General features: G+C 70.2%; 22 protein-coding genes. 18 read left to right on the plus strand and 4 right to left on the minus strand.

Going from position 1 to position 19,920, the window contains the following annotated elements:
- The first annotated feature begins 39 nt into the window (after window positions 1–39).
- Together prfA and ABZ321_RS37300 are read left to right on the plus strand one after the other, a co-directional pair.
- Window positions 40–1,146 carry a peptide chain release factor 1 gene (gene prfA, locus ABZ321_RS37295; protein WP_344510460.1) on the plus strand — a complete coding sequence of 369 codons (1,107 nt, stop codon included), beginning with the start codon at window positions 40–42 and terminating at the stop codon, window positions 1,144–1,146.
- A 128-nt stretch (window positions 1,147–1,274) separates the two neighbouring features.
- Window positions 1,275–1,481: a hypothetical protein gene (locus ABZ321_RS37300; RefSeq protein ID WP_344510330.1), complete on the plus strand. Its 207-nt coding sequence runs from the start codon at window positions 1,275–1,277 to the stop codon at window positions 1,479–1,481.
- Window positions 1,482–2,247: 766 nt separating this feature from the next.
- Here ABZ321_RS37300 and ABZ321_RS37305 read toward each other — a convergent pair.
- A complete protein-coding gene (locus ABZ321_RS37305) occupies window positions 2,248–3,786 on the minus strand; it encodes a GGDEF domain-containing protein (protein WP_344510328.1) in 1,539 nt (512 codons plus the stop codon).
- A 55-nt stretch (window positions 3,787–3,841) separates the two neighbouring features.
- On the opposite strand from ABZ321_RS37305, the gene prmC reads away from it, so the two are divergent.
- From prmC to ABZ321_RS37320, 3 genes are read left to right on the plus strand one after another with little or no spacing between them, the layout of a single operon-like run.
- Entirely contained in the window at window positions 3,842–4,711 is an 870-nt protein-coding gene (gene prmC, locus ABZ321_RS37310) for a peptide chain release factor N(5)-glutamine methyltransferase (protein WP_354900295.1), read from the plus strand.
- A gap of 7 nt (window positions 4,712–4,718) precedes the next feature.
- A complete protein-coding gene (locus ABZ321_RS37315) occupies window positions 4,719–5,354 on the plus strand; it encodes an L-threonylcarbamoyladenylate synthase (RefSeq protein ID WP_354900297.1) in 636 nt (211 codons plus the stop codon).
- 6 nt (window positions 5,355–5,360) lie between these two features.
- The gene (locus ABZ321_RS37320) at window positions 5,361–5,930 is read left to right on the plus strand and encodes a phosphotyrosine protein phosphatase (RefSeq protein ID WP_344510326.1); all 570 of its coding nucleotides are present in this window, start codon (window positions 5,361–5,363) and stop codon (window positions 5,928–5,930) included.
- Window positions 5,931–6,033: 103 nt separating this feature from the next.
- Here ABZ321_RS37320 and ABZ321_RS37325 read toward each other — a convergent pair whose 3' ends face one another.
- Window positions 6,034–7,527, minus strand: a complete 1,494-nt coding sequence (locus tag ABZ321_RS37325; RefSeq protein WP_354900246.1) for an SDR family oxidoreductase — start codon at window positions 7,525–7,527, stop codon at window positions 6,034–6,036.
- 44 nt (window positions 7,528–7,571) lie between these two features.
- Between ABZ321_RS37325 and glyA the strand changes: the two genes are divergently transcribed.
- Both glyA and ABZ321_RS37335 read left to right on the plus strand, forming a co-directional pair.
- A complete protein-coding gene (gene glyA, locus ABZ321_RS37330) occupies window positions 7,572–8,822 on the plus strand; it encodes a serine hydroxymethyltransferase (protein ID WP_344510322.1) in 1,251 nt (416 codons plus the stop codon).
- On the plus strand, window positions 8,819–9,217 hold the full coding sequence (locus ABZ321_RS37335; RefSeq protein ID WP_354900248.1) for a hypothetical protein: 399 nt from the start codon (window positions 8,819–8,821) through the stop codon (window positions 9,215–9,217). Before glyA ends, ABZ321_RS37335 begins: the two co-directional genes overlap by 4 nt.
- Before the next feature lie 8 nt (window positions 9,218–9,225).
- Here ABZ321_RS37335 and ABZ321_RS37340 read toward each other — a convergent pair whose 3' ends face one another.
- Entirely contained in the window at window positions 9,226–9,678 is a 453-nt protein-coding gene (locus ABZ321_RS37340) for a hypothetical protein (protein ID WP_354900250.1), read from the minus strand.
- Between the two features lie 228 nt (window positions 9,679–9,906).
- Between ABZ321_RS37340 and ABZ321_RS37345 the strand changes: the two genes are divergently transcribed.
- From ABZ321_RS37345 to ABZ321_RS37395, 11 genes are all read left to right on the plus strand, one after another.
- On the plus strand, window positions 9,907–10,122 hold the full coding sequence (locus ABZ321_RS37345; RefSeq protein WP_344510316.1) for an AtpZ/AtpI family protein: 216 nt from the start codon (window positions 9,907–9,909) through the stop codon (window positions 10,120–10,122).
- Window positions 10,123–10,155: 33 nt separating this feature from the next.
- Complete coding sequence (gene atpB / locus ABZ321_RS37350; RefSeq protein ID WP_344510454.1) at window positions 10,156–10,929, plus strand: F0F1 ATP synthase subunit A; 774 nt, start codon at window positions 10,156–10,158, stop codon at window positions 10,927–10,929.
- A 91-nt stretch (window positions 10,930–11,020) separates the two neighbouring features.
- Window positions 11,021–11,245, plus strand: a complete 225-nt coding sequence (gene atpE, locus ABZ321_RS37355; RefSeq protein ID WP_344510314.1) for an ATP synthase F0 subunit C — start codon at window positions 11,021–11,023, stop codon at window positions 11,243–11,245.
- Window positions 11,246–11,288: 43 nt separating this feature from the next.
- A complete protein-coding gene (locus ABZ321_RS37360) occupies window positions 11,289–11,837 on the plus strand; it encodes a F0F1 ATP synthase subunit B (protein ID WP_344510452.1) in 549 nt (182 codons plus the stop codon).
- Window positions 11,837–12,655 (plus strand): F0F1 ATP synthase subunit delta, encoded by an 819-nt coding sequence (locus ABZ321_RS37365; protein WP_354900252.1) that lies wholly within the window; start codon window positions 11,837–11,839, stop codon window positions 12,653–12,655. The genes ABZ321_RS37360 and ABZ321_RS37365 overlap by 1 nt, the downstream gene beginning before the upstream one ends.
- Before the next feature lie 40 nt (window positions 12,656–12,695).
- Entirely contained in the window at window positions 12,696–14,333 is a 1,638-nt protein-coding gene (gene atpA / locus ABZ321_RS37370) for a F0F1 ATP synthase subunit alpha (protein ID WP_344510310.1), read from the plus strand.
- A 3-nt stretch (window positions 14,334–14,336) separates the two neighbouring features.
- Entirely contained in the window at window positions 14,337–15,263 is a 927-nt protein-coding gene (locus ABZ321_RS37375) for a F0F1 ATP synthase subunit gamma (protein WP_344510308.1), read from the plus strand.
- Complete coding sequence (atpD, locus tag ABZ321_RS37380) at window positions 15,263–16,690, plus strand: F0F1 ATP synthase subunit beta (RefSeq protein ID WP_344510307.1); 1,428 nt, start codon at window positions 15,263–15,265, stop codon at window positions 16,688–16,690. The genes ABZ321_RS37375 and atpD overlap by 1 nt, the downstream gene beginning before the upstream one ends.
- A 254-nt stretch (window positions 16,691–16,944) precedes the next feature.
- A complete protein-coding gene (locus ABZ321_RS37385) occupies window positions 16,945–17,229 on the plus strand; it encodes a F0F1 ATP synthase subunit epsilon (RefSeq protein WP_344510305.1) in 285 nt (94 codons plus the stop codon).
- Between the two features lie 16 nt (window positions 17,230–17,245).
- Window positions 17,246–17,701, plus strand: a complete 456-nt coding sequence (locus ABZ321_RS37390; protein ID WP_344510303.1) for a DUF2550 domain-containing protein — start codon at window positions 17,246–17,248, stop codon at window positions 17,699–17,701.
- A gap of 90 nt (window positions 17,702–17,791) precedes the next feature.
- Window positions 17,792–19,348, plus strand: a complete 1,557-nt coding sequence (locus ABZ321_RS37395; protein WP_354900255.1) for a PQQ-binding-like beta-propeller repeat protein — start codon at window positions 17,792–17,794, stop codon at window positions 19,346–19,348.
- On the opposite strand, the gene ABZ321_RS37400 is transcribed toward ABZ321_RS37395, so the two are convergent.
- Window positions 19,336–19,917: a cob(I)yrinic acid a,c-diamide adenosyltransferase gene (locus ABZ321_RS37400; protein ID WP_344510299.1), complete on the minus strand. Its 582-nt coding sequence runs from the start codon at window positions 19,915–19,917 to the stop codon at window positions 19,336–19,338. The two genes, ABZ321_RS37395 and ABZ321_RS37400, sit on opposite strands and share 13 nt — an antisense overlap.
- Window positions 19,918–19,920 lie beyond the last annotated feature (3 nt).

Here is a 19,920-nt window from a genome sequence, read left to right on the forward strand (position 1 = left end):
GTTTTCCCCTCGTGGGATTCTCTTGTGGGGCGCGAGACAATGAGCACCGACACCTCTTCAGGGCAGCGACTGCAGGCGCTTCTCGCCGAATACCAGGAGCTCGAGCAGAAGCTCGCCGACCCGAGCATCCACGCCGACCAGGGCTTGGCCCGCAAGACCGGCCGGCGCTTCGCCGAGCTGTCGCCGATCGCGAAGACCTCCGGCGAGCTCGACGCGGCCCGCGAGGACCTCGCGGCGGCCCGCGAGCTGGCCGCCGAGGACCCGGCGTTCGGCGGTGAGGCCGACGAGCTGGAGGCGCGCATCCCGCACATCGAGGAGCGCCTGGCCGAGCTGCTCGCCCCGCGCGACCCCAACGACGCCAAGGACATCATCCTGGAGGTCAAGGCGGGCGAGGGCGGCGAGGAGTCCGCCCTGTTCGCCGGCGACCTGCTGCGGATGTACATGCGCTACGCCGAGCGCCACGGCTGGCAGACCGAGGTCCTCGACTCGCAGGAGTCCGACCTGGGCGGCTTCAAGGACGTCGCCGTGTCCATCAAGACCCGCGGCATCCCCGAGGCCGGCAACGGCGTCTGGTCCAGGCTCAAGTGGGAGGGCGGCGTCCACCGCGTCCAGCGCGTGCCGGCCACCGAGTCGCAGGGCCGCATCCACACCAGCGCCGCCGGTGTCCTCGTCACCCCCGAGATCGAGGAGGCGGGCGAGATCGAGGTCGACGCCAACGACCTGCGCATCGACGTCTTCCGCTCCTCGGGCCCCGGCGGCCAGAGCGTCAACACCACCGACTCCGCCGTCCGCATCACGCACCTGCCGACCGGCATCGTCGTCTCCTGCCAGAACGAGCGCTCCCAGCTGCAGAACAAGGACCGCGCGATGCGCATGCTCAAGGTCAAGCTGGCCGCCCTCGCCGAGGAGCAGGCCGCCGCAGCGGCAGGCGACGCCCGCCGCTCCCAGGTGCGCACCGTCGACCGCTCCGAGCGCATCCGCACCTACAACTACCCGCAGAACCGCATCTCCGACCACCGCATCGGTTACACGGCGTACAACCTGGACCTGGCCATGGCCGGTGACCTCGACGGCGTCCTGGACGCCCTGGCCGACGCCGACCGCAAGGCCCGCCTCGCAGGTGACGACCAGCTCAGCCGAGGGTGATGCGGGTCTAACGCAGACGTCACATTGCGGAAACGGTGCAGGGGCAGCCTGGAGTCAGGTAGCGTTTCGAGCCGGACGACCTTACCGATCGTGATCACGCTGCCGAGCCGAGCCTCCGGAGGGACGCCATGCCATCGTCGCCCGTCGACCTGTCCACAGCCCCACGCGTAGTGGTCGGCACCGCTGCCGACCTGATCTACAAGGTGGGTCTGTCGATGCTCGGCGCCGACCGCATGCCCACCGCCAAGGCCAACGCCTGGGCCGCCGTCTGCGCCGACCAGGAGCGCGCCCGCATCCGCGAGGAAAACGCCCGCATCCTGCACGCCGTCCGCTGACCCGCTCCTAACTCCTTTCCTCACGCTGCCGCCCCCTCCCAATCCCGAAATATCCGGCACGCAGGGGAACTGTCGGCACCCCCGACACCTCGCCAGCATCCCACCTGGCCTCTCGCGCAGCGCATCTTCCGGATCATGTGGAACCGCTCCGGTACCGCCCGGTCAAGCAGGCGATGTTCATCACTACCTCATGATCCCGTGCGGTTCTGGTGGTCAGGACTGCCGAACTGATTCGAGACTGCCCGGAGTTTCCGTGATCCGGTAGAGATTGTGTAGTCAGGGGTGCACAAGGTCTTCCTGATCATGGGGATTGGCCTGGTACCGCCCGGTCTAGCGAGCGATGTTCGCCACTACCTCATGATCTCGTGCGGTTCTGGTAGCCAGGGCTACTGAAACCATTCGGGATCACGGGGAGAGGCGGCCTCGGGTGCGGCTTCACAGGCTGGGGACTCGCATCGGATCAGGCATGCCGCCGGATAATTCGGGTTTGTGGCGGACTGGGGGCGGTGCTTGAGCGCGGCCGGGCCGTCAGACGCTCGCCGCTCGTGATCCCGTTCGGTTCTGGTAGTCAGGGCTACCGAACCATTCGGATCATGAGAGAGCAGACCCCGGCCACCGCGGTGGGTGGCCACCGGATGCGGCGCGTATGCGCCGCTTGGCCTGTCTCGCGTCTCGGCGCGGGCAGTGCGGCGCGGAGCGGCGCATTGGGGTGCGGGTGAGAATCCCCGCCGGGACCCGCCGCGCAGCGGTGGGGCGGAAGCACGGCTCAGCTGGCGGCGCGGGGGCGGGGGGTTTTGGCGCGCAGCATGGCGTGGTCGGCGGCTTCGAAGGCTTCGGCGACCGACTCGAAGTCCTCGCCCGACAGACCCGCCCAGCCGATGGTGACGCCGACGGGGGTGCCCGGGACGAGGGCGTGCCAGTCCTCGGCGGCGACGGCGGCGACGATGCGGCGCTGGATCTCGCGGGCCTCGGCGGCCGAGGTGGTGGGCAGGACGACGACGAACTCGTCGCCGCCGTAGCGGGCCACGAAGTCGCCCTTGCGCATGACGCGGTTGAGCACGCCGGCGACGCGTTGCAGGACGAGGTCGCCGGAGAGGTGGCCGTGGCGGGTGTTCACCTGCTTGAAGCCGTCCAGGTCGCAGACGCCCAGGACGGCGTGGCCGCCGGTGGCGACGAGCTTGGTGACGTGCTCCTCGAGGTAGCGGCGGTTGGGCAGGCCGGTGAGGGGGTCGGTCTGGGCCTCGCCGCGGTGGAAGTCGACGCGGCGGACCAGGTCCTCGTGGTCCAGGAGCGCGGCGATGCCTTCCACGAAGAGGTCGCGGAGCCGGTCGGGCTGCACGTTGGCGACGTGGAAGGCGTGGCGGTCGGCGTGGTATGCCGAGCGGTAGTCGCCGGTGCCCAGATGAGCCAGGGCGCGGAGGCGGTGCTGCTCGGCGGCGCCCAGGGACTCGTCGCTGACGTGGGCGGTCTCCAGGCGGGCGACGGCCTCGATCGGGCGGCGCTCGGCGATGGCCTTGCAGACGGCGCCGAGGGTGCGCAGGTCGCGGGCGCGGGTGGACATCCCGGCGGACTCCAGCAGCGGCCACGGGTCGACGTCGGTGACGAGGCCCTGGATGCCGAGGGTGCCCAGGCGCAGGACCGCGTAGCCGAGCGCGCCGCGGGCGATGGGGCGCAGCTTGTCGAGGTCGTTGTCCTTGTGCTTGCGCTCGAGGTCGCTCACGACGTCGCGCAGTATGCGCTGGCAGCCCTCGCTGTCGCCGAGGTGGTCCAGCTCGACGGCGTGCAGGAGGCGGATCTGCGGGGTGGCGAAGTCGGTGTTGGCGGTGGCGACCCCGACCTCGGCGGCGACCTCGCGGGCCTTCTCCATGGCGGCGTTCGCGTGCTCGTGGAAGCCGGTGTACGAGTAGGCCATCGCCAGGTTGTGCCAGCCCCACGCGGTGGTCTCGTCGGTGAGCTCGACGGCGCCGAGGGCCCGCGAGCCGTGCACGAGCGCGCGGACGCAGCGGTCCAGCGAGCCCGCCCGCAGGGCGACGATCGCGGCGAGGGCCTGCAGCTCACCGTACTGCGCCGGGTCCTGCACCTGGCGGGCGGCGGCGAGGCCGGCGTCGAGGGCGGCCGGGTAGTCCTCGGCGCTGCCCATGTTGATCAGGGCGATGAGCCGCAGGGTGAGCGCCTCGACGCGGTCGTGCGGGGGCTGGTCGCCGGCCAGGATGCGGTCGATGACCGTCATCGCCTCGCCGAGGTGGTCGTCGAAGATCAGGCGCCGGGCGCGGGTCAGCTCCGACGTGCGGTCTGCCACCGCCATCGGACCCTCCTTTCGCGCGCCCCATGATTATGGGGTGCACAGCACCGAAGATGACATGCCGGACGGCGAAACCGCCACGCTTTCCGTGGTGATCGCGGCCGCCACCCGCGCGCTGGACCTCGCGGGGGTGGCGTCGCCGCGGGTCGACGCGGAGCTGATCGCCGCCCACGTGCTGGGAATCTCCAGGTCGCGGCTGCTGACCGAACCCTTGCCGGACGCGGGACAACGGGCGCGGATCAGCGACCTCGTCGGCCGGAGGAGCGCGCGGGTTCCGTTGCAGCACCTGACCGGCACGGCGCCGTTCTACGGGCACGAGCTCGCGGTCGGCGAGGGCGTCTTCATCCCACGGTTCGAGACGGAGCTGCTGGTGGAGTGGGCGCAGAAGGCGCGGCGGCAGCTCGTACAGACGCCGAAAACGACAATCGTGGACCTCTGTGGCGGGTCGGGAGCCATCGCCATCGCGATGCGGGACGCGGGCACCGACGTGTGGTGCGTGGAGCGGAGCCCCGCCGCGCTGCGGTGGCTGCGACGCAACGTGGCGAGCCTGGCGCCGGACGTCCACGTGGTCGAGGGCGACGTGACCGACCCGGCCACCCTGCGCGAGCTCGACGGCACGGTCGACCTGGTGTTGAGCAACCCGCCCTACGTCCCGGAAGGCGCGCCGGTCGACGTGGAGGTTTCGGTGTACGACCCGCACGACGCCGTGTTCGCGGGCGGCGACGGCCTGGCGCTCATGCCGGGGCTCGTCGACCGGGCGGCCGGGCTGCTGCGGCCCGGCGGACGGCTGGGGATCGAGCACGACGACAGCCACGGCGAGACGCTGCCGGCGCTGATCCGCGCGACCGGGCGCTTCGACGAGGTGACGGACCACCGCGATCTCGCCGGACGCCCGCGCTTCGTCACCGCCCGGCGGGTGGCAGACTAGCCGCGTGATGCTCTACGACTGCAGCCAGCTTGCCGAGCGCGACCGTGGGATCGCCGCCGCGATCGAGGCGGTGGGCCGCGGCGACCTGGTCGTCATGCCGACCGACACGGTTTACGGCATCGGCGCCGACGCGTTCAAGTCCTGGTCGGTCACCGCGCTCAACAACGCCAAGGGCAGCTCCGCGCCGGTGCCGGTGCTCGTCGGCTCCCGGCACACCCTCGACGGGCTCGTCTTCGGGCTGCCGCAGGCGGCGCGCGACCTCGTCGACGCGTTCTGGCCGGGCGCGCTCACGATCGTCGTGGAGCACGCGCCGAGCCTGCAGTGGGACCTCGGCGGCGACGGCACGGTCGCGGTGCGCATGCCGCTGCACCCGATCGCGCTGGAGGTGCTGCGCGAGACCGGACCGATGGCGGTCTCGTCGGCCAACAAGCAGGGCCAGCCGGCGGCGGAGACCGCGGCGGAGGCCCGCGACCAGCTGGGCTATTCGGTGAGCGTCTACCTGGAGGGCGGCCCGTGCCCCGAGCCGGTCGCCAGCACGATCATCTCGGTGACCAACAGCGAGCACCGGGTGCTGCGGGCCGGCGCGATCCCGATCGAGAAGCTGCGCGAGGTCGTGCCGACCCTGATCGGCCTGGAGGACTGAGGCCGCATGGCGCCGTTCAGCGTCCTGTGCGTGTGCATGGGCAACATCTGCCGGTCGCCGATGGCCGAGCGGCTGCTGGTCGCCGACCTCGCCGCCCTCGGCGCGCCGCCTGACCTGGTCTATGTCCACGGCGCGGGCACCGGCGGATGGCACGCGGGGGAGCCGATGGACCCGCAGGCGGCCCGGCAGGTGCTCGCCCGGGGCGGCGACACCGCGGGCTTCCGCGCCCGCAAGCTGCTGGCCGAGCACGTCGACGCCTCGGATCTGGTACTGACCGCGACGGCCGAACAGGTCGACTTCGTGGTGTCCCTGCGGCCGGACGCGGCGAGCCGGACGTTCGTGTGGGGGCAGTTCGCGCGCCTGCTGCCGGCGGTGGTGGCGGACCTGCCCGCGACCGCCGACGTGTACGACCGTGGCGTGGCGCTCGTCGACCTGGTGGACAAGGCCCGCGACGAGGTGCGTGACGAGGACGACCTGGCCGATCCGTGGGGCCGCCCCGACGACTTCTTCGGCATCGTCGCCGACCAGGTCCAGGCGCTGACCCGCCCCCTCGCGGCGGCGCTGCTCAGCCGCTGACCGCGTGCCGACGAACGGCGGCGCTGCTCAACCGCTGACCGCGTGCCGACGAACGGCGGCGCTGCTCAACCGCTGACCGCGTGCCGGCGCACGGGGAAGCTGGTCAACCGCTGACGTCCGCGGTCTCGGTCAAGGGCAGGCGCTCGGCCGAGCGGGCGATGTTGCGCGCCATGCCGCCGAAGACGACCGCGTGGAAGGGCGCGACGGCGAGCCAGTACAGGTGGCCGGCAAGTCCGCGCGGCAGGAAGACGGCGCGCTGCTCGTACACCAGCCGCCCCCGCTGATCGAGCGCCACGCGCATCTCGAGCCAGGCCTGACCCGGAAGCTTCATCTCCGCGCGCAGCCGCAGCAGCTCGCCCGGCACGATCTCCTCGACGCGCCAGAAGTCCAGCGCCTCGCCGACGTAGAGGCGGTGCGGGTCGCGGCGGCCGCGGCGCAGCCCGACCCCGCCCACGAGCCGGTCCAGCCAGCCGCGGACCGACCAGGCGAGCGGGAAGGAGTGCCAGCCGTTCTGCCCGCCGATCGCCTCGATGACGCGCCACAGCTGGTCCGGCGCGGCCTCGACGGTCCGGCTGCGTTCGTCGCGGTACACCGTGCCGCCGGACCACGCGGGATCCGACGGCAGCGGGTCGCTCGGCGCGCCCGGGAGCGCCGCGTTGGCCCAGCGGGTCTCCACGTCCGCGTCGCGGATCCTGCGCAGCGCGAGCCGGACGGCGAGGTCGAAGCCGGTGAGCCCGTCGTGCGGGTCGGGCACGAACGCGGCGATGTCGTGCTCGCGGCAGACCGCCTCGTGGATGAGGCTGCCGACGAGCGGGCGGGCGATCCGGTTGGGCACCGGCGTGACCAGGCCGACCCAGTGCGACGACAGCCAGGGAGTGAGCGCCCGGACCGGCAGCACGGTCCGCGGCGGGAGGCCCGCGACGACGGCGTACCGCCGCATCATCTCGGCGTAGGTGAGCACGTCGGGACCGCCGATGTCGAACGCCCGGTTGAGCGGCACGGGGAAGACGGTGGCGGCGGCGACGAGGTAGCGCAGGACGTCGCGGATCGCGATCGGCTGGATCCGGTTGTGCACCCAGCGAGGAGTGATCATGACGGGCAGCCGCTCGGTGAGGTACCGCAGCATCTCGAACGACGCCGAGCCGGAGCCGATGATGACGGCCGCGCGCAGCACGACGGTCGGCACGCCGCTGCGCAGGAAGATGTCGGCGACCTCGCCGCGCGAGCGCAGGTGCGGCGAGGCGATCTTCTCGCTCGGCGCCGGCCCGCCCAGGTAGACGATCCGCTGCACGCCGGCGTCGACCGCGGCGACGGCGAGGTTGAGCGCGCTGAGCCGGTCGACGTCCTCGAACGCCGCCTGCCCGAGCGCGTGGACCAGGTAGTAGACGACGTCGACGTCGCGCATGGCGTCGGTGAGGCGCTCGTCCTGCTCCTCCACCAGGTCGCCCTGCACGATCTCGACCCGATCCGCCCACGGTACGTCCCGCAGCCGCCGCGGGTCGCGGGTCAGGCAGCGCACCTCGTGGCCCGCGGCGAGGAGACGGGGGACCAGCCGGCCGCCGACATAGCCGGTCGCACCGGTCACGAGGCATCGCATGACTTCATGCTTACCCTGCGCTCATGCGCCCTAGACTCGTTTTCATGGGCGACACCTACTGGGGGCCGGACTTCGACGCGCTCCGCGAGACGGACCCGCAGATCGCCGACGTCGTCCTCGACGAGCTGCAACGCCTGCGCGGCGGCCTGCAGCTCATCGCGAGCGAAAACTTCACCTCGCCCGCGGTCCTGGCCGCGCTGGGTTCGACGCTGACCAACAAGTACGCGGAGGGCTACCCGGGCCGCCGCTACTACGGCGGTTGCGCGGCCGTCGACCGGGCCGAGGAGCTCGCGATCGAGCGGGCCAAGGCGCTGTTCGGCGCCGAGCACGCCAACGTCCAGCCGCACAGCGGCGCGAGCGCCAACCTCGCGGCGTACGCGGCGCTGCTGATGCCCGGCGACACCGTCCTGGCGATGGAGCTGCCGCACGGCGGGCACCTCACCCACGGCAGCAAGGTCAACTTCTCCGGCAAGTGGTTCAACACGGTCGGGTACCCGGTGCGCCGCGAGGACGAGCTGATCGACTACGACGAGGTGCGCGACCTCGCCCTCAGCCACCGTCCCGCGATGATCATCTGCGGGGCCACCGCCTATCCGCGGCTGATCGACTTCGCCCGCTTCCGCGCGATCGCCGACGAGGTCGGCGCCTACCTGATGGTCGACGCGGCGCACTTCATCGGCCTCGTCGCAGGCAAGGCGATCCCGTCGCCGGTCGAACACGCCGACGTGGTCAGCTGCACGACGCACAAGGTGCTGCGCGGCCCGCGCGGCGGCATGCTGCTGTGCCGGGAGTCCCTCGCGCAGCGCATCGACAAGGCGGTCTTCCCGTTCACGCAGGGCGGGCCGCTCATGCACGCGGTCGCGGCGAAGGCGGTCGCGCTGCACGAGGCGGCGCAGCCGGCGTTCGCGGACTACGCGGCCCAGGTCGTGCGCAACGCGCGGGCGCTCGCCGCCGGGCTCGAGGCGCAGGGGATGCGGCCGGTGTCCGGCGGCACCGACACCCACCTGGCCCTCATCGACCTGCGCGGGCTCGGGATCACCGGGCGCGACGCCGAGGAGCGCTGCGACGCCGCGGGGATCACGCTGAACAAGAACGCCATCCCGTACGACCCGGAGAAGCCGATGACCGCCTCCGGGGTGCGGGTCGGCACGCCGTCGGTGACGACGCAGGGGATGGGCGAGGCGGAGATGGCCGAGATCGCCGAGCTGATCGGCGGCGCGATCCGCGGCGAGCAGGTCGGCGACCGGGTGACCGAGCTGGTCGGGCGGTTCCCGGCGTATCCTGCTCCACTGTGAGGAAGCGACTGCAGCACCTGCCGACCGCGTTGATCGCGATGGGCGGCCTGCTCGTGGCCGCCGCGCCGCTCGCCTGGTGGCGTGACGGCGGCACTGGCGCGCTCGGCGCCCTCGCCGGTGTGGCGCTCGTCATGCTGAGCTACACCGTGTCGAGCCTGACCATCGCGGTGACCGACCTGCGGGCCCGGCACCTGCTGATGCCGGTGGCGCTCGGCACGTACATCCTGAAGTTCGCGATCATCGGCGTCGTCATGTGGATCGTGGCGGAGACCGGCTGGGGCGGCCTGCCGTGGCTGGGCGCGCTGGTGATCGCCGGGACGCTGATCTGGGTCGCCGCCCAGGCGGTCTGGGTGTGGCGGGCGAAGATCCCCTACGTGGAGATCGAGCCCTCCTAGCAGCGCCGTCAGCAGGGGTTGCGGCGCTCGCCGCTGGCGTTCGACAGACCGGAGTTGCGCCGGTTGTCGTACACGTTGGCCTCCACGTGGGTGCGGAAGGTGCCGGCCGCGCAGGCGGTGCCGACCTGCCGGGTCCTGGCCGCCGCGGAGTGCTCGCGGGTCGTGTAGGCCGCGTTGGTGACGAACGTGTCCTGGGCCACCGTGACCCAGGTGCCGCCGTCGTTGCGCTGCAGGCGGACGGTGACGGTCAGCCCGTCGGGACCGGGGGGGTCGCAGCGGAACTGCGCGGCGGCGACGATCCTGCCGCCCTTCTCCGCGGGTCGCTGCGGTGAAACCGAACACACGACCCGCTGGCCGCCGCCGCTCGACGCCGCCGGCGACCTGTCGCCGGGGTCGGTCTTGGTGATCACGATGGCGGTCAGAATGACGAAAAACGCGATGACGGCGTTGCGCAAGGTCATCACCCCCATACGCATTGTTATCCTTGACCTTCAGCTAACCCCCTGGGAGTGACCGTGCGCAACATTCACTCACGCATCAGTCGTGTAGTTGACGTTCGCCTGGCGTTAGGCGTAGTAACGTTGACGGCCGTCGGTTGATGGCATCCGGCCCTAGAGCAACCCCCGCGCGACGAGCACGCGGGGGTCGATGCACGGGTGCTCCCGGCAGGCTGATATGGTCACCGCGTCATGGCCGGTAACCAGACACCCAAGCAGTCCGGATCGAGTGGTGCCAACGAAGGTTGGGCCGCCGTCGGATACCTCATCTCGGGCATCGCCGTGTGGGGCTTCGTCGGCTGGCTGATCGATGAGTGGCTCAACGCCGGAGGCATCATCACGGCGATCGGGTGCGTGCTCGGCGCCGCTGGTGGCATCTACCTGGTCGTCAAGCGCCTCGGCGCCTGACGCATCGGTTGAATCGATAACGAGAGGGACGTGGTGAGCGGTCTGGTTTTGGCGGAGACGCCTTTCCCGCCCAGCGTGGAAGACATCTTCCCCCCCCACCTGTTCGGGGTGGAGTGGCTGACCAAGTTCAGCCTGTTCCTGTGGCTGGCCGTGGCCCTGGTGCTCATCTACTTCCTGGTCTCCTACCGCGACCCCAAGATCGTCCCGACCAAGAAGCAGTGGCTCGCCGAGTCGATCTACGGCTTCGTGCGGGAAGGTGTCGCGAAGGACGTCATCGGCCACGAGGGGCTGCGGTTCGCGCCATACCTCGCGTCGTTGTTCGTCTTCATCCTGGTCGGCAACATCTTCTCGATCATCCCGTTCATCCAGGTCTCGCCGATGGCGCACATCGCATTCCCGGCCGGCCTGGCGATCTGCACCTATGTGCTGTACCTGTACCAGGGCATCAAGAAGCACGGCTTCGCCGGTTACATCAAGCACGCCGTCTACCTGCCCGCCCCGTGGTACATGCAGTTCCTGCTGATCCCGATCGAGTTCCTGCAGGCATTCATCCTCCAGCCGGTCACGCTCGCCCTGCGTCTGTTCGCCAACATGTTCGCCGGGCACATGCTGCTGCTGGTCTTCACGCTCGGCGGCTTCGCGCTGCTCAACGCGGAGAGCTTCTTCCTCAAGCCGATCTCGCTGGTCTCGTGGGCGATGACGATCGGCCTCACCTTCTTCGAGCTGCTGATCGCGGCGCTGCAGGCCTATGTCTTCACGCTGCTGACCGCCAACTACCTGGCCGGCGTTCTCGCCGACGAGCACTGAGCCGCCTTTCCCCCGCTTTCGATAGCGAACGGCACCACCTTTTTCAGTTGTCCCGCGTGAGCGTCACGCGAGATCTCAGGAGGAATTCCACATGGACCACCTGGCAGCAGTCAACGGCAGCCTCAGCGCCATCGGCTACGGCCTCGCCGCCATCGGCCCCGGCATCGGTGTCGGCATCATCTTCGCGTCGTACATCCAGTCGACCGCCCGTCAGCCCGAGTCGGCCGGCCTGACCCGTACGTACATGTTCCTCGGCTTCGCCGTGGTCGAGGCGCTCGCCCTGCTGGGTATCGCCTTCGGCTTCGTCTTCAAGTAAGCCCCCCGCCTCCACCAACATTTAGAGCGGGAGGTTTCCCATGCTGCCTTTCCTCGCTGAAGGGGAAGCTGCACACAACCCGATCATCCCGATCTGGCAGGAGATCGTCGTCGGCCTGATCGCCTTCGGCATCCTGTGCTTCGTGCTGATGAAGTTCGTCTTCCCGCGCATGGAGGAGACCTTCCGCGCACGGGTCGACGCGATCGAGGGTGGCATCAAGCGCGCCGAGGAGGCGCAGGCCGAGGCCAACCGGCTGCTGGAGCAGTACAAGCAGCAGCTCGCCGAGGCTCGCACCGAGGCGGCCAGCATCCGTGACGAGGCGCGCGCCGACGCCACGGGCATCCGTGAGGACATCCTCGCGAAGGCCCGTGAGGAGAGCGACCGCATCATCGCGGCCGGCCGCGAGGCCCTGCAGACCGAGCGGCAGACCATCGTCCGTCAGCTGCGCGCCGAGATCGGCTCGCTCGCGGTCGACCTCGCCGGCCGGATCGTCGGGGAGTCGCTGGAGGAGGAAGCCCGCCGCCGTGGCACGGTCGAGCGGTTCCTCGACGAGATCGGTGACAGTCCTGCCGGCACCGCAGGGCGGCGTTGATGGACACCATCAACCGGGAGTCCTACGGAGCCGCCGCCGACAAGCTCGCCGCATTCGCGGCGAGCGCTGACGTTCAGCGGATCGGTGCCGTCGGCGAGGAGATCCTCGCCGTGGCCGGTCTGCTCGGGCGTGAGCGGCCGCTGCGCCGGGCCCTGGCCGACCCGGGTCGCGCCGGTGAGGACCACGCCGCGCTCCTGCGCTCCGTCCTGGAGGGCAAGGTCAGCGACGAGGCACTCGACATCCTCGCGACCCTGGTCACGGGCCGTTGGTCCGGCCCCGGTGCGCTCCTGGACGGCGTCGAGCTGCTCGGGGTCACCACGCTGCTGTCCGGCGTCGACCGCGCCGGTGAGCTCGGCGACGTCGAGGACGAGCTGTTCCGGTTCGGGCAGGTCGTCTCCGGCGACTCCCGTCTCGCCGCGGCGCTCGCCGACGCCTCGTCGCCGCTGGAGGCGCGGGTCCAGCTGATCCAGGACCTGCTCGGTAGCAAGGTCAAGCCGGCCACCGCCCGGCTCGCGGAGCTGGCGGTCACCGGGTTCGGTGGCCGGGGCTTCGAGAGCTCGCTGACCCGCCTCGTCGAGCTGGCCGCGAAGCAGCGCGACCACTCGGTGGCCTACGTCACGACCGCGGCCCCCCTGACCGAGGCTGACGAGCAGCGCCTGGCCGGTCGTCTTGCTGAGCTGTACGGTCGAGAGGTCTCCCTCAAGATCGACGTTGATCCACGCATCATCGGTGGCATGCGGGTCAAGGTCGGTTCGGACCTGTACGACGGCACGGTGTCGCGGCGTCTCGCCGAGGCCAAGACGGCACTCGCCAACTAATCCCCGAAGCTTGATTCACTTCCAGATAGAAGGTTGAGGAATGGCCGAGCTGACCATCTCCTCGGACGACATTCGGGGCGCACTCGAGCGCTACGTGTCGTCCGTTGATTCACGGATCTCCCGCGAGGAGGTCGGCGTCGTCTCGTACGCCGGCGACGGTATCGCCCAGGTCGAGGGTCTGCCCTCGACGATGGCCAACGAGCTGCTCGAGTTCGAGGACGGCACGCTCGGCGTCTCGCTCAACCTTGACGTGCGCGAGATCGGTGTCGTCGTCCTCGGCAACTTCGAGCGCATCGAAGAGGGTCAGCAGGTCAAGCGGACCGGCCGGGTGCTCTCGGTCCCGGTCGGCGACGCCTTCCTGGGCCGCGTGGTCAACCCGCTTGGCGAGCCGATCGACGACCGCGGCGAGATCACCAACGAGGGCCTCCGCGAGCTGGAGCTCCAGGCGCCCAACGTCATGGCCCGCCAGCCTGTCAAGGAGCCCCTGCAGACCGGCATCAAGGCGATCGACGCCATGACCGCCATCGGCCGGGGCCAGCGCCAGCTGATCATCGGTGACCGTAAGACGGGCAAGACCACGGTCGCGCTCGACACGATCATCAACCAGCGCGACAACTGGAAGTCCGGCGACCCGAAGAAGCAGGTCCGCTGCATCTACGTCGCCATCGGCCAGAAGGCCTCGACGATCGCCGCCACCCGCGGTGTCCTCGAGGAGCAGGGCGCGATGGAGTACACGACCATCGTCGCCTCCCCGGCGGACGACCCGGCCGGCTTCAAGTACCTCGCCCCCTACACCGGCTCGGCCATCGGCCAGCACTGGATGTACGGCGGCAAGCACGTCCTGATCGTCTTCGACGACCTGACGAAGCAGGCCGAGGCCTACCGCGCCGTGTCGCTGCTGCTGCGCCGCCCGCCGGGCCGTGAGGCCTACCCGGGTGACGTCTTCTACTTGCACTCCCGGCTGCTGGAGCGCTGCGCGAAGCTGTCCGACGAGCTCGGTGGCGGCTCGATGACCGGTCTGCCGATCATCGAGACCAAGGCCAACGACATCTCGGCCTACATCCCGACCAACGTCATCTCGATCACCGACGGTCAGGTCTTCCTCGAGTCCGACCTGTTCAACCAGGGTGTACGTCCCGCCATCAACGTCGGCACCTCGGTGTCCCGCGTCGGCGGCTCCGCCCAGGTCAAGGGCATGAAGGACGTCGCCGGCCGCCTGCGGCTGGACCTCGCGCAGTACCGCGAGCTGGAGGCCTTCTCGGCGTTCGCGTCCGACCTGGACAAGGCGTCGCGGGCCCAGCTGGACAAGGGCGCCCGCCTGGTCGAGCTGCTCAAGCAGCCGCAGTTCTCCCCGTTCGCGGTCGAGGACCAGATCGTCTCGGTGTGGGCCGGCACCACCGGCAAGCTCGACGACGTGCCGGTCGGCGAGATCCGCCGCTTCGAGGGCGAGTTCCTGCAGTACCTCCGCAGCAACCGCAAGGAGCTCATCGCCGCCATCGCGGAGTCGAAGAAGCTGCCGCAGGAGACGATCGACGGCCTGACCGACGCGATCGCCCACTTCAAGAAGACGTTCACGGCCAAGGGTTCCGAGGCGCCGATCAACGAGGCCCCGGCCAAGGCGCTGCAGGGTGAGCAGGATCGCGAGACCGTCACCCGCCAGGTCCGGAAGTCGGGCTGAGCCATGGCCGGTCAGGTACAGGCACTGCGCCGGAGGATCCGCACGGTCAAGTCGACCAAGAAGATCACCAAGGCGCAGGAGCTCGTCGCCACGAGCCGCATCGGTAAGGCGCAGGAGCGGGTCGCCGCGTCGCTGCCCTACGCCGAGGCGATCACGGGCGTGCTGACGGCACTGGCGACCAACACCAACGTCGACCACCCGCTGCTGGTGCCGCGCAGCCCGGTCCGCCGGGCCGGGGTGCTGCTGGTCACCAGCGACCGGGGGCTCTGCGGCGGCTACAACGCCAACGCGATCCGTCAGGCCGAGCAGCTCATCGCGCGGCTGCGCGCGGACGGCAAGCAGGTCGCGCTCTACGTCTCCGGGCGCAAGGGCGTGGCGTACTACCGGTTCCGCGGTCGCGAGATCGCGGGCAGCTGGACGGGCTTCTCCGAACTGCCGCGCTTCGAGAACGCGCGGGAGATCGGCGAGACCCTCATCCAGGCCTTCGTCAACGGCGCGGACGACACTGCGGACGGCCCCGGCCCGGACGGCATCTACGGTGTCGACGAGCTGTACATGGTCCACACCCAGTTCCGCTCGCTCATGACGCAGACCCCCGTGGCGCGCATCGTCGCTCCGATGGAGGTCGAGGAGCAGCAGGTCGCCGGCCCGCTGCCGGCGTACGAGTTCGAGCCGGAGGCCGAGGAACTGCTCGAGGCGCTCCTGCCGAAGTACATCAACACGCGGATCTTCGCGGCGTTGCTGGACTCGGCGGCGAGTGAGTCGGCGGCCCGCCGGCGGGCCATGAAGAGCGCCTCAGACAACGCCGACGACCTGCTGAAGCGGTACACGCGGGAGATGAACTCCGCGCGGCAGGCGGCGATCACCCAGGAGATCAGTGAGATCGTCGGCGGCGCCAACGCGCTGGCGGCGGCGGGAAGTGATGTGTGATGACTGCACCAGCCAAGACCGCGGTCGGCCGCGTCGTCCGGGTCATCGGCCCGGTCGTCGACGCCGAGTTCCCGCGCGACGCCATGCCCGCGATCTACAACGCGCTGCACGTCGAGGTGACCCTCTCCGAGGGCACCAAGAAGCTGACGCTCGAGGTTGCCCAGCACCTGGGTGACAACCAGGTCCGCGCCATCTCCATGCAGCCGACGGACGGTCTCGTCCGCGGCGCCGAGGTGCACGACACCGGCTCCGGCATCTCGGTGCCGGTCGGCGACATCACCAAGGGCCACGTGTTCAACGCCCTCGGCGAGGTGCTCAACGCCGACGAGTCGAAGCTCGAGATCAACGAGCGCTGGGAGATCCACCGCAAGGCTCCCGCGTTCGCCGAGCTCGAGCCGAAGACGGAGATGCTGGAGACCGGCATCAAGGTTCTCGACCTGCTCGCGCCGTACGTGCGCGGTGGCAAGATCGGCCTGTTCGGCGGTGCCGGCGTCGGCAAGACGGTGCTGATCCAGGAGATGATCATCCGGGTCGCCCGGAACTTCGGTGGCACCTCGGTGTTCGCCGGTGTCGGCGAGCGCACCCGTGAGGGCAACGACCTCATCCTGGAGATGGACGAGGGTGGCGTGCTCGACAAGACCGCCCTGGTCTTCGGTCAGATGGACGAGCCGCCCGGCACGCGTCTGCGGGTCGCCCTGTCCGCGCTGACCATGGCGGAGTACTTCCGTGACGTGCAGAACCAGGAGGTGCTGCTCTTCATCGACAACATCTTCCGGTTCACGCAGGCCGGCTCGGAGGTCTCGACGCTGCTCGGCCGTATGCCGAGCGCCGTCGGCTACCAGCCGACCCTGGCCGACGAGATGGGTCTGCTGCAGGAGCGCATCACCTCCGTGCGGGGCAAGGCCATCACCTCGCTCCAGGCGATCTACGTGCCCGCCGACGACTACACCGACCCGGCGCCGGCCACCACGTTCGCCCACCTGGACGCGACGACCAACCTCGAGCGGTCGATCTCGGACAAGGGCATCTACCCGGCCGTCGACCCGCTGGCGTCGTCCTCGCGCATTCTCGCGCCGGAGTACGTCGGCATCGAGCACTACACGGTCGCCCGCGAGGTGCAGCGGATCCTGCAGAAGTACAAGGACCTGCAGGACATCATCGCCATCCTCGGTATGGACGAGCTGTCCGAAGAGGACAAGGTCACGGTCGGCCGTGCCCGGCGCATCGAGCGGTTCCTGTCGCAGAACACCTACGCGGCGGAGCAGTTCACCAACGTCCCCGGTTCGACCGTCCCGCTCAAGGAGACGATCGAGTCGTTCAAGAAGATCTCCGAGGGTGAGTACGATCACTTCCCCGAGCAGGCCTTCTTCATGTGTGGCGGTCTCGAGGACCTCGAGCGCAACGCGCACGAGCTCATGAAGGACTGACATAGCCGTACGGCAAAGGGCGTCTCCCGCTTCGGGGGGCGCCCTTTTCTGCTTGGTTTTCAGGAAAACGCCACCATCGCGGCGTGACATACGTCACGCTCTGAAGTGTTGAGTGGTCATCTGCAGCGCGATTGCGGATCGCCGCTCCACCGGCATTTCAGGAGTTGTGCCAACGTGGCGAGGCCCACTGCTCGCCGCGTCGGATCATTGACTACACTCGGCAAAACCAATCGCGCACACGAGGAGTAACTAGCGTGGCGAGGCAGCTGCACGTCGAGCTCGTAGCCGTCGAGGAAAAAGTCTGGTCCGGTGACGCCGACATGGTCATGGCGCGCACGACGGAGGGCGAGCTCGGTGTGCTTCCCGGTCACGCGCCGCTCCTCGGTCAGCTGGCCGAGGAGGGCCAGGTGCGCATCAAGCACTCCGGTGGGCAGGAGATCGCCTTCGACGTCTCGGGCGGGTTCCTCTCCGTCACGGCGACCGGGGTGACGGTGCTGGCCGAGAGCTGCACCCCCGCCTCCGCGCAAGCCGCGCACTGACCGGCGGGCGGCGGTGGTGAGGATCGTCGAGGGAATCGGCATCGGGGTCCTCATCCTGCTCGCCGCTCTGGCGCTGCTCTTCCTGCGCCGCGTGGTCATCGCCCGGCAGGGCGGCACGATCGAGCTGGGTGTCCGGCTGAGCACCATGCTGCCCGGCCGGGGCTGGTCCGCGGGCCTGGCCCGCTTCGCCGGCGACGAGCTGAAGTGGTATCGCATCTTCAGTTTCTGGCCTGGCCCGCGCCGGGTGCTTTCCCGGCGTGGGCTCTCCGTCGACCGCCGTCGCACCCCTGACCCGGCCGAGCTGCTGGTGCTTCCGCCGGACTGGGTGATCGTGCGGTGCGTCAGCCGGCAGTCGCCGGTCGAGATCGCGATGGCGGAGCGGGCGCTGACCGGGTTCCTGTCCTGGGTAGAGGCGGCGCCTCCGGGTGAGTCGACCCCGGAGACCCGGCCGTACAGGTACCGCACAAACTAAGCAGAAATTGACGTTTCTCTTTCTCCTGGTGGAGACTGACGCCGTCTGAGAGCGCTCTCCCAGTGGCCGTCACCCCTAGGAGAATCACGTATGTCCAGATTGCTCGCTGCCGTGGTGATTTCCGCGGCAGTGCTGTTCGCGGTGCCCGCGCCCGCCGCCGCGATTGCCGCGACCTGCGGCACCACCAACATCGCGCTCAACCGGCCCGCCACCGCATCGTCGTCGGAGAACGGCAGCCTGCTGCCGGCGAAGGCGTTCGACGGAAATTCCGCCACCCGCTGGTCGAGCGCCTTCAGCGACCCGCAGTGGCTCCAGGTCGACCTCGGCGGTGCCCAGCAGCTGTGCCGGGTCGTGCTGCGGTGGGAGGCCGCCTACGCCCGCACGTTCACGCTGCAGGGCTCGCCGGACGGCACGTCGTGGTTCGACCTCGTGCCGGCGGCCACCGGTACCGGCGGGACGCAGACGCTGTCCGTCGCCGCCACGGCGGCCGCCCGGTACGTCCGCCTGACCGGCCTCACCCGCGCCACCCGCTACGGCTACTCGTTGTTCGAGGTCGAGGTGTACCCGGCGGTGGTGCCCCCGGCCGCTTCGGCGGCGTGGGGCACGTGGGGCGGCGGCGCCGGGCACGCGGGCGTCAACGCGGGGGAGCGGACACTCGGCGCCGCCAACGTGGGGACCCTGCACCGGCTGCGGCTGACCGGCGCCGACATCGAGGCGCCGGTCGTCGCCGACGGCATCGCCTACGGTCAGGCGAACACCTTGCAGTTCGCCGCCACCGACCTGGCGTCCGGCGCGGTGCGCTGGACCACGCCGCCGGCCACCGAGCCCGCGCTGCGCTACACCACCGGCGGGACCGTCGGCAACGGCCTCGTCTACGCCGGGACGCAGATCGGCTTCATCCACGCGTTCGACGCCATGACCGGGGTCGAGCGGTGGAACTTCCGCATCGACGGCAACCAGCTCTTCAACGCGCCGATCCTGGTCGGCGACACCCTCTACGCCAAGGGTGACGCGCAGGGCGACAACACGCTCGTGTACGCCTTCGACGCCGCGACCGGCGCGGTGCGCTGGACCTGTGAGCTCACCGGCTACACGACGGCGACGGTGGCGTACGACAGTAACCGGCTCTACGTCGCCGGCGGCAACGTCCAGACGCTGACCGCCATCGACGCGACCACGGGCGCGGTGCTGTGGTCGGTGCCCGCCGGCCAGTCGATGCTGACGCCGGTGGCCGCCTGGGGCCGGGTCTACCTCGGCTTCAACGGGCTGGTCGCCTACGACGGAGCCACCGGACGGACGCTGTGGACCCGCCCGGGCACCTTCGGCTTCCCCGCCGTGCAGGACACGACCCTCTACAGCGTCGACCTGGCCACCCCGCCGGTCCTGCACGCGATCGACCCGGCGACCGGCGCGGACCGCTGGACCTTCACGCAGGCCGGGCCGGCCCAGGTCAACTCGGTCGCCTCATCGTTCCCCGTCGTGGCCAACGGCGTCCTGTACGTCAACCTCGGCCGGGTCCTGGCGCTGAACCTCGCCAGCAGGGCCGTGCTGTGGACCGGCCCCTCTGGCGCCACCGCGGGGCCGATCGTGGCCGACGGCCGCCTGCTGGTGCACACCAGCGAGGGGCTGGGTGTCTACGGCACCTGACGGTTGGCCCCCGGGACCCACTTCACGTCGCCGTCCGGGTTCGCGATGCGGCCGAGGATGAACAGCAGGTCCGACAGCCGGTTCAGGTACTTCACCGCCAGCTCGTTCGTGTGCTCCGGGTCGAGCTCCATCAGCGCCCACGCGCTGCGCTCGGCCCGGCGCGTCACCGTCCTCGCCACGTTGAGCAGCGCCGCGCCGGGCGTGCCGCCGGGGAGGATGAACGAGTCGAGCTTCGGCAGGCGCTCGTTGAACTCGTCGCACCACGTCTCCAGCCGGGTCAGGTACTCCTCGGTGACCCGCAGCGGCGGATACTCGGGCTCCGCCGTGATCGGGTTGCACAGGTCGGCGCCCACGTCGAAGAGATCGTTCTGCACGACGGTCAGCACCGCCCGCAGCTCCTCGGTCAGCTCACCCATCGCGACCGCGACCCCGAGCGCGGCGTTGGCCTCGTCGACGTCGGCATACGCGCCGATGCGTGGATGGGTCTTCGGCACGCGGGAGAAGTCGCCCAATCCGGTCGTGCCGGTGTCACCGGTCTTCGTGTAGATGCGGGTGAGATGAATGGCCATGGG

This window comes from Dactylosporangium sp. NPDC006015 (assembly GCF_040614215.1).
In the GTDB taxonomy this organism is placed as follows: domain Bacteria; phylum Actinomycetota; class Actinomycetes; order Mycobacteriales; family Micromonosporaceae; genus Dactylosporangium; species Dactylosporangium maewongense.

Excerpts from the sequence above, each read along its gene's own strand:
- ABZ321_RS37300 (WP_344510330.1), top strand. The coding sequence starts at position 1,275 with ATGCCATCGTCGCCCGTCGACCTGTCCACAGCCCCACGCGTAGTGGTC.
- atpE (WP_344510314.1), top strand. The coding sequence starts at position 11,021 with ATGGACCACCTGGCAGCAGTCAACGGCAGCCTCAGCGCCATCGGCTAC.
- prfA (WP_344510460.1), top strand. The coding sequence starts at position 40 with ATGAGCACCGACACCTCTTCAGGGCAGCGACTGCAGGCGCTTCTCGCC.
- prmC (WP_354900295.1), top strand. The coding sequence starts at position 3,842 with ATGCCGGACGGCGAAACCGCCACGCTTTCCGTGGTGATCGCGGCCGCC.
- ABZ321_RS37340 (WP_354900250.1), bottom strand. The coding sequence starts at position 9,678 with ATGACCTTGCGCAACGCCGTCATCGCGTTTTTCGTCATTCTGACCGCC.
- ABZ321_RS37325 (WP_354900246.1), bottom strand. The coding sequence starts at position 7,527 with ATGCGATGCCTCGTGACCGGTGCGACCGGCTATGTCGGCGGCCGGCTG.
- ABZ321_RS37315 (WP_354900297.1), top strand. The coding sequence starts at position 4,719 with ATGCTCTACGACTGCAGCCAGCTTGCCGAGCGCGACCGTGGGATCGCC.
- ABZ321_RS37400 (WP_344510299.1), bottom strand. The coding sequence starts at position 19,917 with ATGGCCATTCATCTCACCCGCATCTACACGAAGACCGGTGACACCGGC.
- ABZ321_RS37395 (WP_354900255.1), top strand. The coding sequence starts at position 17,792 with ATGTCCAGATTGCTCGCTGCCGTGGTGATTTCCGCGGCAGTGCTGTTC.
- ABZ321_RS37375 (WP_344510308.1), top strand. The coding sequence starts at position 14,337 with ATGGCCGGTCAGGTACAGGCACTGCGCCGGAGGATCCGCACGGTCAAG.
- atpD (WP_344510307.1), top strand. The coding sequence starts at position 15,263 with ATGACTGCACCAGCCAAGACCGCGGTCGGCCGCGTCGTCCGGGTCATC.
- atpA (WP_344510310.1), top strand. The coding sequence starts at position 12,696 with ATGGCCGAGCTGACCATCTCCTCGGACGACATTCGGGGCGCACTCGAG.
- ABZ321_RS37320 (WP_344510326.1), top strand. The coding sequence starts at position 5,361 with ATGGCGCCGTTCAGCGTCCTGTGCGTGTGCATGGGCAACATCTGCCGG.
- ABZ321_RS37305 (WP_344510328.1), bottom strand. The coding sequence starts at position 3,786 with ATGGCGGTGGCAGACCGCACGTCGGAGCTGACCCGCGCCCGGCGCCTG.
- ABZ321_RS37365 (WP_354900252.1), top strand. The coding sequence starts at position 11,837 with ATGGACACCATCAACCGGGAGTCCTACGGAGCCGCCGCCGACAAGCTC.
- glyA (WP_344510322.1), top strand. The coding sequence starts at position 7,572 with ATGGGCGACACCTACTGGGGGCCGGACTTCGACGCGCTCCGCGAGACG.
- ABZ321_RS37345 (WP_344510316.1), top strand. The coding sequence starts at position 9,907 with ATGGCCGGTAACCAGACACCCAAGCAGTCCGGATCGAGTGGTGCCAAC.